This window comes from Mesorhizobium muleiense, assembly GCF_900099905.1.
Lineage (GTDB): Bacteria > Pseudomonadota > Alphaproteobacteria > Rhizobiales > Rhizobiaceae > Mesorhizobium > Mesorhizobium muleiense.
Map to the genome: position 1 here is coordinate 1 of NZ_FNEE01000013.1, position 13,323 is coordinate 13,323.

Here is a 13,323-nt window from a genome sequence, read left to right on the forward strand (position 1 = left end):
GGCAAGGGGGTTCTCGAGGAACTGGATCGCTGGGTACGGCGCAGGTTGCGCTGCATCCTGTGGCGGCAATGGAAACGGCCATGCACCCGGTTCATGCGGCTGATGCAGCGAGGATTGACGGAGCAGCGTGCGCGTGACGGGGCCTCAAACGGCCGCGGCCCGTGGTGGAATGCCGGGGCCAGTCATATGAGCGATGCCTTCCGCAATGCCTTCTTCAACAAGCTCGGGCTGATCTCGCTTCAAAACGAGCTTCGACGCCTAAACCACGCTTCATGAACCGCCGTGTACGGAACCGTACGCACGGTGGTGTGGGAGGGGGGACGCCGCAAGGCTCCCTCCCACCCGATCGTGCCCTCAGAGCGTCACGGCGGTACAGAACCTTTGATGGCGGAGCGAGGCGCCCCCCTCTGTCCTGCCGGACATCTCCCCCACAAGGGGGGAGATTGGCCGCCACCACCGCCTTCGCGAACCGCCACCGTTGCAAGAGCGAGCGGTGCGCCAAAACTGCCGATCTCCCCCCAAGTGGGGGAGATGTCCGGCAGGACAGAGGGGGGCGCGAAGGATCACTACAGATCTGCATTTATCCTGGTCCGCTGCATTCTTGGGCTGATGTCCGGGATAAATCCCGGGGTCTGCGCCCGCGTCGCTTCGCTCCTTGCTCCGCCCCAGGACGCCGAAGCGACAGGCGTTTCCGCCAATCGCCAAGGTATACAACGCACGCACATGTAACCTGCGCCGGCCGTCGCAGAGGTGCCGATCAGCGTCACCAATGTCACCGTGAAGGCGGCGAGGATGCCGGCGTCGTCACCTACAGTGACCACGGCTATTCGCTGGGGACGGTGCTGGTAACCGCGCATCTGCGGCTGCCGTTCACGCACATGCCGACACGCGCGGTGGTGTCGGCGATGCCGTTCTTCGATCCTGACGGGGCGAGGCTGAAAGCGTAGTCTAGCTGTGGCTCCAGCCAGCCGCCGAGGTAAGATTCAAAGCAAAACCCGCCCGTTAGCGCAGGTGCGTCGCGCAGGCGGGACACGCCATTTCCGGATAGGACGAGTTTCTCTGCGAGACCCCTCGCGCAACCAGACGCAACGCGGTCACTTTCCCGGCCTCCACTTTCCCGCTTGACTGACCCGCCGTACCGAATACGCTAATGGCGAAAATACCGGCTCCGACCGCCGGGCGGCAAAAATGCCTCGTATGCCTCGCCTTCCGCGGCGGCGGCTGCGGGGCATTGTTATTTTGGGGATTTGCTTGGGACGGCGCATCGAGATCGGCATCCTTTACTCGCGGTCGGGCAACTACCGCCTGCTGTCCGAATCCTGCCGTTCCGGTGCGATGACGGCCATCGCCGATGTCAATGCCGATCCCGCCATCCCGATCGAATTCGTTCCGGTCGAACGCGACCCTCAGGGCAACATCGATGGCTACGCGACGGGATGCGCCGACATTCTCGCCAGCAGCGGCGCGCGCCACATCATTGGCTGCATTACGTCATGGAGCCGCAAGGAGGTCATCCCGATCCTCGAGCGCGCGGGCGGCACGCTCTGGTATGCCTGTCCCTATGAGGGCTTCGAAGCGAACGAGCATGTCGTCTACATGCATGCTTGCCCGAACCAGCATCTCGTTCCGCTGCTGGCCCATGTCGTGCCGCGCTTCGGCGCCAACGGTTTCCTGCTCGGCTCGAACTACATCTGGGGCTGGGAGACCAATCGTGTCGCGCGCGACCTGATCGCCGACGCCGGCGGCAAGGTTTTGGGCGAACGTTATCTGCCGCTCGGCGAGGTCGATGTCTCCAGGCTGATCGCCGAGATCCATGCGACCCGGCCGGATTTCGTCCTGAACAACCTGATCGGCTCGTCGTCCTACGCCTTTATCACTGCCTATGCCGAGCTCGCCGAACGCGACCCGCATTTCAGGCCGGAGCGCTGCCCGATCCTGTCCTGCAATCTCACCGAATGCGAGTTGCCGGCGCTCAACGGGGCGGGCAATGGTCACCTTTCCGTCGGGCCGTACTTTCACGATATCGCGGCAGCGGATCGCCAGGGCGATTCGGCGCCCTCCATCATGCCTGCCTCGTCCTTCGAGGCGGCCGCCTATGCCTCGGTGCGGACGCTTGCCGAAATCCTCGCCCGCAATCCCGGCGCACAATGGCCGGAGCTGCCCCGGGCCTTTGCCGGAACCTCGTTTCGAACCCCGCTCGGCGACATCTCCATCGATCCGCAAACCCAGCACGCCACCTTGCCGGTGCAGATCGGGCGCATCGAGGGGACCGCATTCAAGACCGTCACGCTGACCAAGGGTGTGGCGCCCGATCCCTATCTGTCCCGCTATGACCGGACCGAGACATTCGGCCGGCCACGCTTGAGGGTGGTCTCGTGAGCAAGGTCCCGCGCATCCCGAATCTCGGCGGCGCCAGGGCCTTTGTCCTGCATCGTCCGCATCCGACGGTGCTAGCTATCACGCGGCAATTGTCGGCCATTGGCCTCGAGACGGTCGGCTGCTGGCCGGAACTGCCGGCCGAGGCGCTCGCGGCGGACTTCGTTTTCTTCGATGCGGATCTCGGCTTCGATGAACAATTCCCCTGGACACCGGGCGAGGCGCCGATGCCGCTGGTCGCGCTGATCGGCTCCGAAGCGCCGGGCCGCATCGAGTGGGCGCTGTCACACAAGGCCGACGCCCAGTTGCTGAAGCCGGTCGGCAATGCCGGCGTCTACAGCGCCCTGTTGATCGCACGGCAGAGTTTCGAGGCGCGCAAGCTTTTGGCAGGCGAGATATCGTCGCTTCGCCTGCGCGTCGCGGAGCGCCAGACCATCGTGCGCGCGGTGGAGGCCTTGTCGAAAGGTGCCGAGGACGGCCGCGCCTATGCGCAGCTGCGGTCGCTGGCGATGAGCTGGCAGATCAGTGTCGAGGAGGCCGCGCGCAGGATCGTGGCGATGACGGAAGAAGGCGGCGATGACCAGTCCCATCGCGCCTGATCTTCCGGCAACCGGGCGCATCCCGGTCAAGCCACGCGCTGGCGTCTGGCGGCGCCTGGTCAAGCGTCCCCTGGCATTGATCGGCCTGGTGATCGTTGCCGTCGTCGTGGCCGGCGCCATCCTGGCGCCGTGGCTGACCGGCTACGATCCGAACGAGCAGATGTTCGACGGGCTGACGCTTGAAGGCGCGCCCCTGCCGCCGAATGCCAGCTTCTGGCTGGGCACGGATCTGCTCGGCCGCGATCTGCTGACCCGCATCCTTTTCGGCGCACGCACCTCGCTGATCATCGGCATCGTCGCCAACGGCGTGGCGCTTCTGATCGGCACGCTGGTCGGCGTCACCGCGGGCTATTTCCGCGGCTGGATCGGTGGCGCGCTGATGCGCTTCACCGATCTGATGATGGCCTTTCCGGCGCTGCTGCTCGCCATCTGCCTGGCGGCCGTGCTCCAGCCGAGCCTGTGGATCGTCGCCATGGTGATCGCACTGGTGAACTGGGTGCAGACCGCGCGGGTTATCTACACCGAGACCAGCTCGCTCGCCGAGCGCGAGTTCATCGACGCCGAGCGCACCATCGGGGCCAGCGCGCCACGCATCCTGTTTCGCCATATCCTGCCGCATCTGCTGCCGACGATCATCGTCTGGGGCACGCTCGGCATCTCGACCACGGTGCTGCTCGAAGCAACGCTCAGCTATCTCGGCATCGGCGTGCAGCCGCCGACCGCATCCTGGGGCAACATCATTTTCGAGAACCAGACATATTTTCAGGCAGCGCCCTGGCTGGTCTTCTTTCCTGGTGCGGCGATCCTGGCGCTGGCGCTGGCCTTCAACCTCATCGGCGATGCGCTGCGCGACATCCTCGATCCGACGCAAAGGGGCCGGGCATGATCGCCTATCTTGGGCGCCGCGTTATCCAGTCCGTGCTCATCCTGCTCGGCGTCTCATTGATCACCTTTGCACTGCTCTACCTGCTGCCCGCCGACCCCGTCCGCCAGATCGCCGGCCGCAGTGCCACGCCCGAAACGGTCGAGAACATCCGCCGGCAGCTCGGCCTCGATCAGCCCTTCTTCATCCAGTACTGGCACTATCTGATCAGCCTGCTCAGCGGCGATCTCGGCCGCTCCTACATCCAGCGTTCAGAGGTCACGGAGCTCATCGTCTCGCGGCTGCCGGCAAGCCTGCTGCTGATGGTCGGCGCCATCCTTTGCGAGCTGGCGATCGGCCTGACGATGGGCCTGCTTGCCGCCGTCAGGCGCGGCACCGCCACCGACCAGACGCTGATGGTCGCTTCCTTTGTCGGCGTCTCGGCGCCGCAATTCGTCGTCGGCCTGCTGCTCCTTTATGTATTCGCCGTGCAGCTCGGCTGGTTTCCGATCGGCGGTTACGGCACCTGGCGCCATCTGGTGCTGCCCTCGCTGACCATGGGGATCCTCGGCGCCGGCTGGTACGCCCGAATGATGCGCTCGTCGATGATCGACGTGCTGCGCCAGGACTATATGCGGACCGCCCGCGCCAAGGGTCTTGCGCGCGGCGCCATCATTTTCCGCCATGCACTGCCCAACGCCATCCTGCCGGTCATCGCCATGATCGGCATCGACATCGGCATCTTCATGGGCGGCATCGTAGTGGTCGAAAGCGTGTTCGGCTGGCCCGGCATCGGCCAGCTTGCCTGGCAGGCCATCCAGCGCGTCGACATTCCGATCATCATGGGCGTCACCCTGGTTTCGGCCTTCGCCATCGTGCTTGGCAATCTCCTGGCCGACACCGTCGCACCGTTCATCGACCCGCGCATCAAGCTCAGATGAAAACCAAAAAAAGACCGGTAACAACCAGAGAAAGGGAACATGAGATGAAGAAATTCTTGACCTCAACCGTTGCGGTATCGGCGCTCGCGCTGATGCTCGGCATGACTAGCGCCCGCGCCGAACACGTCGTCGATCCGAACGCCAAGCCGGGCGGCGCGATCACCATTACCTACAAGGACGACGTCGCCACGCTCGATCCGGCCATCGGCTATGACTGGCAGAACTGGTCGATGATCAAGACCCTGTTCGACGGGCTGATGGACTACGAGCCGGGCACCACCAATCTGCGGCCCGACCTCGCCGAGAGCTACGAGATTGCGCCCGACGGCAAGACCTTCACCTTCAAGCTGCGCCAGGGGGTGAAGTTCCACAATGGCCGCGAGATGACTGCCGACGACGTGAAATATTCGCTCGATCGCGTCACCAATCCGAAGACGCAGAGCCCGGGCGCCGGCTTCTTCGGCTCGATCAAGGGCCATGAGGATGTAACTGCAGGCAAGGCGGAAAGCCTGGCGGGCGTCACCGTCATCGACCCCTACACCATCAAGTTCGAGCTGACCCGGCCGGACGCCACCTTCCTGCATGTCATGGCCATCAACTTCTCGCATGTCGTGCCGAAGGAGGAGGTCGAGAAATACGGCGCGGATTTTGGCAAGCATCCGGTCGGCACCGGGGCTTTCAAGTTCGCCGAATGGACGCTCGGCCAGCGCGTCGTCTTCGAGCGCAACCCGGATTACTGGCACAAGGGCCTGCCGCATCTCGACAAGGTCACCTTCGAGATCGGGCAGGAGCCGATCGTGGCGCTGCTGCGGCTGCAGAAGGGCGAGATCGACGTGCTCGGCGACGTTATTCCGCCGGCCAAGTTCCAGGAGGTGATGGCCGATCCCGAGCAGAAGGCCCGTGTCGTCGAGGGCGGCCAGTTGCACACCGGCTACATCACCATGAACACCACCATGGCGCCTTTCGACAATGTGAAGGTGCGGCAAGCGGTCAACATGGCGGTCAACAAGGACCGTATCGTCCAGCTGATCAACAACCGCGGGGTGCCGGCCAACCAGCCGCTGCCGCCGTCGATGCCCGGCTACGACAAGGAATTCAAGGGCTATCCCTATGACGTGGCCAAGGCCAAGGCTTTGCTTGCCGAGGCCGGGCATCCCGATGGTTTCGACACCCAGCTGTTCGCCATGAACACCGATCCCAACCCGCGCATTGCCCAGGCGATCCAGCAGGACCTGGCGGCAGTCGGCATCAAGGCCAGCATCCAGTCGCTGGCGCAAGCCAATGTCATCGCGGCCGGCGGCGACAAGGCCGGCGCGCCGATGATCTGGTCCGGCGGCATGGCCTGGATCGCCGATTTCCCCGATCCGTCGAATTTCTACGGGCCGATCCTCAGCTGCGCCGGCGCGGTTCCGGGCGGCTGGAACTGGTCGTGGTACTGCAACAAGGACCTCGACGCCAAGGCGGCGGAGGCTGACTCGATCGTCGATCCGGCCAAATCAGCCGAACGTGCCAGGATGTGGAGCGCGATCTACGGCAAGATCATGGAAGACGCGCCCTGGGTGCCGGTCTTCAACGAGCAGCGTTTCACCATGAAATCGCCCCGGATGGGCGGCGCCGACAATCTCTATGTCGACCCTGTCCATATCCCGATCAACTACGACAATGTGTATGTGACCGATGTGCAATAACTGCGACTACACCATCCACGGGCGCCATCACCATTTCGGCTGGGACAATTCCTTTGTCCCGACTGAGCGGGTGGCGCCCGGTTCGACGATCGAGTTCCAGTGCCTCGATTCGTCGGGTGGCCAGCTTCAGCCCGACAGCACCGTTGCCGACGTCGCTTTGCTCGACTTCGCCAAGGTGAATCCCGTCACCGGGCCCATCTATGTCGACGGGGCTGAGCCGGGCGACGCGCTGAAGATCACAATTGAGATGTTCAAGCCGTCCGGCTTCGGCTGGACGGCGAACATTCCGGGGTTCGGGCTGCTCGCCGACGATTTTCCGGAGCCGGCGCTGAACATCTGGACATACGACGCCGCCTCGCTCGAGCCGGCGCTGTTCGGCAAGCATGCGCGGGTGCCGCTAAAACCCTTTGCCGGCACCATCGGCAACGCGCCGGCTGAAATGGGTCTCCACTCGGTGGTGCCGCCAAGGCGCGTCGGCGGCAATCTCGACATCCGCGATCTCGCGGCGGGCACCACGCTCTATCTGCCGGTGGAGGTCGCCGGTGCGCTGTTTTCGGTCGGCGACACGCATGCCGCGCAGGGCGACGGTGAAGTGTGCGGCACGGCGATCGAAAGCCCGATGGATGTCGTGCTCAAGCTCGACCTGGTCAAGGATGCGCGGTTGAAGACACCGCGCTTCACCACACCGGGCCCGGTGACGCGCCATCTCGACGCCAAGGGCTATGAGGTGACGACCGGCATCGGACCGGACCTGATGACGGGCGCCAGGGAAGCGGTCTCGCAAATGATCGACCTGCTTGCCGGCCGCTACGGAATGGACCCGGTCGAGGCCTACATGCTGGTTTCGGTCTGCGGCGATCTCCGGATCAGCGAGATCGTCGACATGCCGAACTGGGTGGTGTCGTTCTACTTCCCGCGCTGCGTCTTCGAATGAGCAAAGGCGCAACCAGCAAGCGGACCGGGGCTCCCGCCCCGGCCGTTTCGGTCACGGCTGGTCCGGTGCTGGAAATCTCCGACCTGACCGTCAGCGTGCGCGGCGAAGACGGCGAGCGGCCGGTGGTATCAGATCTGTCGTTCTCGCTTGCGCGCGGCGAGACGCTTTGCATTGCCGGTGAATCCGGTTCCGGCAAATCGATGACCGCACTGGCGATCATGCAGCTCTTGCCGCAGCCTGCCGCCCGCATATCGTCAGGCATGATCCGGCTTCACGACATGGATCGAGGCGACATCGATCTGGCGGTGCTCGATGAGCGTCGGATGCGCCGTATTCGCGGCGCCCGCATCGCGATGATCTTCCAGGAGCCGATGACCTCGCTCAATCCGGTGCTGTCGATCGGCCGGCAGCTGGTCGAGTCCATCGAGGCCCATACCGGCCTGTCGCGTGCCGAGGCCCGCCGGCGCGCCGTCGAGGCGCTGAAGGCCGTCCGCATCTCGGAAGCCGAAAGCCGGCTAAAACAGTTTCCGCATGAACTGTCCGGCGGCATGCGCCAGCGCGTGATGATCGCCATGGCGCTGGCGCTGAAACCGGATGTGCTGATCGCCGACGAGCCGACGACGGCGCTAGATGTCACCGTGCAAGGCGAGGTGCTGGAACTTTTGCGCGATCTGCAGCGCGAACACGGCACCAGCGTCATCCTCATCACCCACGACATGGGCGTGGTTGCCGAAATGGCCGATCGCGTCGTCATCATGCGGCACGGCCGCATGGTCGAGCAGGGAACAGCCGCCGATATCTTTTCGCGCCCGCAAGCCGACTACACGCGCGAGCTGCTCGCTGCCGTGCCGCGCATTGGTACCGGCGTCGGCCGCCAAAAATCCGCCGAACAAAAATCGGTCGAAGCGGAAATGCCCGGAAGCGTGGCGGTGGTCAACGATCTGCATGTCCGCTTCGACCTGCGCGGTGGCTTCTTCGGCCAAGTGAACCGCCGTGTCCACGCCGTCGAAGGCATCAGCTTTTCGATCGCGCCGCGCGAGACGCTGGCGCTGGTCGGCGAATCCGGCTGCGGCAAGTCGACCACCGCCAAGGCGCTGGCCGGGCTTGTGCCCTACCACGGCGATATCGTCATCGGCGGGCGCAATCTGGCGGGCCTTGGCCGTGACCAGCGCAAGGCGGTTCGCCGCGATGTGCAGATGATTTTTCAGGATCCCTATGCCTCGCTTGACCCGCGCATGCGCGTCGGCGACCTCGTTGCCGAGCCGCTGTTGATCCATGGCATCGGTTCGAAGGAAGAGCGCAGCCAGCTTGTGGCGGCGCTGTTCGAGCGCGTCGGCCTGTCGGCCGACCAGATGGAGCTCTATCCACACGAATTCTCGGGCGGCCAGCGCCAGCGCATCTGCATCGCGCGCGCTCTGGCGCTCAGGCCCAAACTGATCATCGCCGACGAGAGCGTTTCGGCGCTCGACGTGTCGGTGCAGGCCCGCGTGCTCGACCTGCTGAAGGAACTGCAGCGCGAATTCGGCATCGCCTATCTTTTCATCTCGCACGACATGGCGGTGGTCGAGAACATTTCCGATCGTGTCGCCGTCATGTATCTCGGCCAGATCGTCGAAATGGGCACCCGCGACCAGGTCTTTTCGAACCCGCGCCACCCGTACACCAAGCGCTTGATCGAGGCCGTGCCGGTGCCCGATCCGGCAAGACGCCGGCCGCGTTTCGCGCGTCTCGATCAGGAGATCCCGAGCCCGACCCGAAAAATTGGCGAAGAGCCGCCGAAACTGGCCCTGAAGGATCTTGGCAACGGTCATCTTGTTGCGGTTTCCTGACGTGCGCAACTGTCGGCATTCTTGCGAGGCTCAGAGCCACCGCCGCACGGTTTGCCGGTAGCCGCGATACGCATCGCCGAACCGCCGCTCGAGATAGGCCTCCTCACGGGCGACGACGCCGTAGCGGATCAGGATCGCCAGCGGCAGCGTGAGGACAAGGATCCAACTATTTTGCGCGGCCACGCCGATGCCGCCATAGATGAGGAACATGCCAAGGTAGATCGGATTGCGCGTCCAGCCGTGGATGCCGGTCGTCACCAGCACGCGCGTCGGCTCATTCGTCGGCACCGGCGTCGCCGCGCGGGAGAAATTGCGAATGCCCGCGGCGAAAAGCGCAAAACCGATCAGGATCAGCGCGCCGCCGATGATCCAGGTGACCAGCCCCGGAATCGGGAACGGCAAGCGCAGCAGGCGATCCAGCACGAAGCCAATCAGGAAAGCAGCGAGAAAGAGCAGCGGCGGTCTCGCGATGACGCCTGCGGTTCCGCTGTCGGTTTGCCCAGCCTGGTCCATTGCCATGTCTGCTCCCGCAGATGGCTAGGGCTACGAAGCCCATAGCCGCCTAGAAACGACAACCAAGGTGTCATTCTAAAAGTTGACAACCGTGGTGTCAATCGCAGAAATTGGCACGAAATAGGAGAAAGAAAGCGATGGCGTCGGCACGATACGGGACTGACCGAACGACGGGGACGGACCCCATCGCTGACGGCAAAGCCGAGGCGATCGCCGAGCTGATGCTCGAAGTGGCCCAGTGCTTCTTCAGAATACGTGCTCTCGGCCAGAAGACAGGGCTCATCACCAGTTGGGGCGGCGGTGCGTTCGGCTTCATGCGAAGCCTTGCGCTGCTTGGCCCGCTCACCGTGCCGCAGATCGCCCAGATGCGACCCACCAGCCGTCAGCGCATGCAGCGGCTGGCGGATGAGCTTGCGGCCGAGGGGCTGGTCGAATTCATCGACAATCCAAAACACCGGCGCTCGAAGCTTGTGCAGCTGACGCGCAAAGGCGCCGCGCGCTACGGCGAGCTGAACGCCCAGCTCCTGGCGATCGCCTCGACCATGGGCGCCGCTCTCGACGAAGCCGACATCCGCAAGACCGCAGAAGTCGTGCGGCAGCTGAGCGACGATGTGAAACTGCGCTCGGAGCAGCTGTCCTAGCGCTGGCCCAAAAAGCGGCGCGCCATTGAAGGGATCTCCGATGCTTGAGCGATAAGCTCGCCGGCCGTTTTGCCGCTTCCCTCCGCCCCGCCGGCGAACAATTGCCAACCGGAACCTCTGCGGAGCTGAGGCGTTCGAAGCGCAAAAGCTGAGAGCTGCGCCACCGCAAGACGAGTACTGCAATGGCTCAGAAGGCAAAGATAACGACAGGCACGAACGACCGGCCGCGCAACGAAACCATAGGCCCATCCGGCGAACCTGATGACAGCAGCATGCCGCTTGAAGTCGACGAGGCTGCCGCCCGGGTGAAAAAGCAGCTGGAAGGCAAACCTGGGCAATTTGCGGAAAATCAAGCCAATCCCGACGCGCCAGGCATTCCCAGCGCCGGCGTGATTATCTGCCGCCGCTGCGCCGGGACAGGCATGATCGACGGCCGCACCTGCCCCGAATGCGGCGGAACCGGAAAGACGCCGACGCCGATCGGCGGCGGCTGAGGCGGTCAGGACAGCGACCCCGTTTTGCGGCAATTCGATCACTGAATGCAGGAGTTTGGGCCGATGGCCGATGGGGTGGGGGGCCGCCAGGCGGCTCCCCAGTTTTTATGCACCAAAATGTCCCTATGCCCCAACCTGCACCTGCACGGGTAACAACAAATAGTTGGAGCAATTCGGCGGTTCGATCAAAAGCTGAACCGCCCTGGCGCATGATCCCGAAAACTGGAATCGATTTTCTGATAGGATCATGCGCAGATTCGAAGTGTTAGGCGTGCCTTGCGCGTCCGATCGGCAAAGAGCATCGTGGCAAACATCAACGCGAAGGAAATGGTCTCAATCTCCATTCTTATCCCGGACGCCGACAGCCAGGATCGCTACACGACCGCTCTAACATCAGTCGGAGATCAACGCATGCGATTGGATAAACGAGACACCAGCTCACTCCTCTCCTCCTCCAACCCCGCGCCTTCTCTGGCCAGCTTTGATCATGTCCGACGCACCGGCCGGCACTGATTGGAACGACCGCGAGATCGACCTGATCGTTGCGGATTACTTCGACATGCTGTCGCTGGAACTGGCGGGCCGCCCCTTTGTTAAGGCGCAGCGTAACGCGGCGCTGCAAGAACTTACCGGCCGCAGCCGCGGCTCGATCGAATTCAAGCACCAGAACATAAGTGCGGTGCTCTATCGGCTCAGCATGCGGCCGATTGCCGGATACAAGCCGATGGCGAACTACCAGCGCGCCCTGGTCGACGGCGTCGAGCGCCATATCGCCAGCAATCCGGCGCTCTTTGAGAATCCGATACCGCCGGCAGCAGCACCCGGCTTGCAAGAGCCCCAGCCGCTTTTCTTCGAAGCGCCACCTGTCGCGGCTTTCGAGGCTATTCCGCCCGTGCTGGAGCGAATCGTGCGGAAGTTTGATCCGGCACTGCGGGACGCCCGCAACCGACAGCTGGGCCAGAGCGGCGAGGAACGCGTCTTCTTCGCCGAGCAGTCGGGCTTGCGCGCGGCAGGACGCGACGATCTTGCCCGGAAGGTGCGGTGGGTATCAGTGGAGGATGGCGACGGCGCCGGCTATGACATCCGCTCATTCGGTCCGGCCGGCAGCGAGCGGCTGATCGAGGTGAAGACCACCACCGGTCACAAGCAGACCCCGTTCCTGCTTTCTGAGAACGAACGGGCCTTCTCGGAGGAGCGGCCGGATGCGTTCCGGCTGGTCCGGCTATTCGACTTCGTGCACCAACCGCGCGCCTTCGAGCTCACGCCACCGCTGGACAGATCCGTGCTGCTGAAGGCGGCGACGTGGCGGGCGCATTTCTGATGCCTCGCAGTATTTGAAACTGCTTGCAATTTGGTAACATAAACGGGACCATATTGTCCGTATTGAAGAGACCGAAAAGGATGAAATCCCCCTTCCGCAAAGGCGCTCGACGGCCAAGCAGCGGCGCTTGTCAGGACGCGGCTCGCCACGACGGCAATACGTCGACCGCGAAGCCGATCGGTGAAGGTGCGGCGGAACTTCGGGATCGATCGCGGACCCGGCTATCGGATCTATTTCGGCTGGGACGGCACGACGCTGGTGATCCTGCTGGGCGGTGGAACGAAGAGACGGCAGCAGGACGACAAACACGACGCGCTGAGACACTCGTGCGATTACAGGGCGCGCAAGCGCGCGGGCAGCAGGAAGGATAGATAGTCATGCCGTTGACGAGGGATTTTCGCGAGACGGTGCGCGCACGGGCTGAGCGCGATTCGCTTTTTCGGGAGGCGTTGTTGCGCCAAGCGGTGCAGGGTCTGCTCGATGGCGATGCTGCTGGCGGCCGCGCGGCGATGCGCGAGGCGATCAACGCCACGATCGGCTTCGAGCGGCTGGGTCAAATCGTCGGCAAGTCGCCGAAGAGCCTCATGCGCATGTTCGGACCAAGCGGCAACCCTACGGCGGAGAACCTTCTCGGCGTCATCCGCGCCCTGCAGATCGAAACCGGGGTGCGTCTGACGGTGCATACCGTGGCCGACGCGGCCTGACGAAAGTCTGCCGTCGGCAGCCATGTCGAAATTTCACTTTCCTTGCTGCCGAGTTTCCGCCCGTCTATGAGGCGCGGCTGAGCGCCAGGCGGGCGATCACGCGCCGCGGCAACCGCGATCATTGAAGCGCCAAGGGGCCGATGCAAATTCTGCGGATCAGATCGCCGGCACCCACTTCCAGAACACGCCCTCCATCCGTTCGGGATAGTGCTTGAACTCGCATTCGAAGCGCCATCCGTAAGTCTTGGCGGCCGCCAGCGCTGCCGGGCTGACCGGGTTCATGCCCGTTCCCGGCGCGAACCAGTCTTCCAGCAAGTCGTCGGGTATGTAGGCGCCGATCCTCAAAGGCAGCTTTTCGAGGACGACATCCATTTCCTTCGGTGCGGACAATGGGGTCTCCTTTCGAGATCCAGCCAAGAAC

15 protein-coding genes are annotated in these 13,323 nt (G+C 63.8%); 13 read left to right on the top strand and 2 right to left on the bottom strand.

What is annotated here, in order from left to right:
* The 8 genes from BLT09_RS21010 to BLT09_RS21050 form a co-directional block, all read left to right on the top strand.
* Window positions 1-276: group II intron maturase-specific domain-containing protein (locus tag BLT09_RS21010; protein ID WP_280141205.1), on the top strand; the 276-nt coding region annotated here is incomplete at its 5' end.
* Between the two features lie 975 nt (window positions 277-1,251).
* A complete protein-coding gene (locus BLT09_RS21020; protein ID WP_091596215.1) occupies window positions 1,252-2,379 on the top strand; it encodes a transporter substrate-binding protein in 1,128 nt (375 codons plus the stop codon).
* Window positions 2,376-2,975 (top strand): ANTAR domain-containing response regulator, encoded by a 600-nt coding sequence (locus tag BLT09_RS21025; RefSeq protein ID WP_091596217.1) that lies wholly within the window; start codon window positions 2,376-2,378, stop codon window positions 2,973-2,975. Before BLT09_RS21020 ends, BLT09_RS21025 begins: the two co-directional genes overlap by 4 nt.
* Window positions 2,953-3,861 (top strand): ABC transporter permease, encoded by a 909-nt coding sequence (locus tag BLT09_RS21030; protein ID WP_091596219.1) that lies wholly within the window; start codon window positions 2,953-2,955, stop codon window positions 3,859-3,861. The genes BLT09_RS21025 and BLT09_RS21030 overlap by 23 nt, the downstream gene beginning before the upstream one ends.
* The gene (locus BLT09_RS21035; protein WP_091596221.1) at window positions 3,858-4,778 is read left to right on the top strand and encodes an ABC transporter permease; all 921 of its coding nucleotides are present in this window, start codon (window positions 3,858-3,860) and stop codon (window positions 4,776-4,778) included. The genes BLT09_RS21030 and BLT09_RS21035 overlap by 4 nt, the downstream gene beginning before the upstream one ends.
* Before the next feature lie 101 nt (window positions 4,779-4,879).
* Window positions 4,880-6,466 (top strand): ABC transporter substrate-binding protein, encoded by a 1,587-nt coding sequence (locus BLT09_RS21040; protein WP_413468422.1) that lies wholly within the window; start codon window positions 4,880-4,882, stop codon window positions 6,464-6,466.
* Window positions 6,456-7,400: an acetamidase/formamidase family protein gene (locus tag BLT09_RS21045; RefSeq protein ID WP_091596223.1), complete on the top strand. Its 945-nt coding sequence runs from the start codon at window positions 6,456-6,458 to the stop codon at window positions 7,398-7,400. The genes BLT09_RS21040 and BLT09_RS21045 overlap by 11 nt, the downstream gene beginning before the upstream one ends.
* Window positions 7,397-9,229 (top strand): ABC transporter ATP-binding protein, encoded by a 1,833-nt coding sequence (locus tag BLT09_RS21050; protein WP_091596225.1) that lies wholly within the window; start codon window positions 7,397-7,399, stop codon window positions 9,227-9,229. The genes BLT09_RS21045 and BLT09_RS21050 overlap by 4 nt, the downstream gene beginning before the upstream one ends.
* 30 nt (window positions 9,230-9,259) lie before the next feature.
* Here the strand turns inward: BLT09_RS21050 and BLT09_RS21055 are convergent, their stop codons facing one another.
* On the bottom strand, window positions 9,260-9,748 hold the full coding sequence (locus tag BLT09_RS21055; RefSeq protein ID WP_091596228.1) for a methyltransferase family protein: 489 nt from the start codon (window positions 9,746-9,748) through the stop codon (window positions 9,260-9,262).
* A 131-nt stretch (window positions 9,749-9,879) separates the two neighbouring features.
* On the opposite strand from BLT09_RS21055, the gene BLT09_RS21060 reads away from it, so the two are divergent.
* The 5 genes from BLT09_RS21060 (at window position 9,880) to BLT09_RS21080 (ending at window position 12,902) form a co-directional block, all read left to right on the top strand.
* Entirely contained in the window at window positions 9,880-10,383 is a 504-nt protein-coding gene (locus BLT09_RS21060; RefSeq protein WP_091596230.1) for a MarR family winged helix-turn-helix transcriptional regulator, read from the top strand.
* Between the two features lie 182 nt (window positions 10,384-10,565).
* Window positions 10,566-10,877 carry a hypothetical protein gene (locus tag BLT09_RS21065; protein WP_091596231.1) on the top strand — a complete coding sequence of 104 codons (312 nt, stop codon included), beginning with the start codon at window positions 10,566-10,568 and terminating at the stop codon, window positions 10,875-10,877.
* Window positions 10,878-11,364: 487 nt separating this feature from the next.
* Window positions 11,365-12,198, top strand: coding sequence for a protein NO VEIN domain-containing protein (locus BLT09_RS21070; protein ID WP_091596509.1), 834 nt, complete (start codon window positions 11,365-11,367; stop codon window positions 12,196-12,198).
* Between the two features lie 180 nt (window positions 12,199-12,378).
* Entirely contained in the window at window positions 12,379-12,573 is a 195-nt protein-coding gene (locus BLT09_RS21075) for a type II toxin-antitoxin system RelE/ParE family toxin (RefSeq protein WP_236473623.1), read from the top strand.
* A 2-nt stretch (window positions 12,574-12,575) separates the two neighbouring features.
* Window positions 12,576-12,902: a helix-turn-helix domain-containing transcriptional regulator gene (locus tag BLT09_RS21080; RefSeq protein ID WP_091596233.1), complete on the top strand. Its 327-nt coding sequence runs from the start codon at window positions 12,576-12,578 to the stop codon at window positions 12,900-12,902.
* Window positions 12,903-13,058: 156 nt separating this feature from the next.
* On the opposite strand, the gene BLT09_RS21085 is transcribed toward BLT09_RS21080, so the two are convergent.
* Complete coding sequence (locus BLT09_RS21085) at window positions 13,059-13,292, bottom strand: hypothetical protein (protein WP_091596235.1); 234 nt, start codon at window positions 13,290-13,292, stop codon at window positions 13,059-13,061.
* Between the last annotated feature and the right edge of the window lie 31 nt (window positions 13,293-13,323).

What these genes read in the sequence shown, in the direction of transcription:
- BLT09_RS21065 (WP_091596231.1), top strand. Translation starts at nt 10,566, where the DNA reads ATGGCTCAGAAGGCAAAGATAACGACAGGCACGAACGACCGGCCGCGC.
- BLT09_RS21040 (WP_413468422.1), top strand. Translation starts at nt 4,880, where the DNA reads ATGACTAGCGCCCGCGCCGAACACGTCGTCGATCCGAACGCCAAGCCG.
- BLT09_RS21035 (WP_091596221.1), top strand. Translation starts at nt 3,858, where the DNA reads ATGATCGCCTATCTTGGGCGCCGCGTTATCCAGTCCGTGCTCATCCTG.
- BLT09_RS21050 (WP_091596225.1), top strand. Translation starts at nt 7,397, where the DNA reads ATGAGCAAAGGCGCAACCAGCAAGCGGACCGGGGCTCCCGCCCCGGCC.
- BLT09_RS21080 (WP_091596233.1), top strand. Translation starts at nt 12,576, where the DNA reads ATGCCGTTGACGAGGGATTTTCGCGAGACGGTGCGCGCACGGGCTGAG.
- BLT09_RS21030 (WP_091596219.1), top strand. Translation starts at nt 2,953, where the DNA reads ATGACCAGTCCCATCGCGCCTGATCTTCCGGCAACCGGGCGCATCCCG.
- BLT09_RS21055 (WP_091596228.1), bottom strand. Translation starts at nt 9,748, where the DNA reads ATGGCAATGGACCAGGCTGGGCAAACCGACAGCGGAACCGCAGGCGTC.
- BLT09_RS21070 (WP_091596509.1), top strand. Translation starts at nt 11,365, where the DNA reads ATGTCCGACGCACCGGCCGGCACTGATTGGAACGACCGCGAGATCGAC.
- BLT09_RS21045 (WP_091596223.1), top strand. Translation starts at nt 6,456, where the DNA reads ATGTGCAATAACTGCGACTACACCATCCACGGGCGCCATCACCATTTC.
- BLT09_RS21060 (WP_091596230.1), top strand. Translation starts at nt 9,880, where the DNA reads ATGGCGTCGGCACGATACGGGACTGACCGAACGACGGGGACGGACCCC.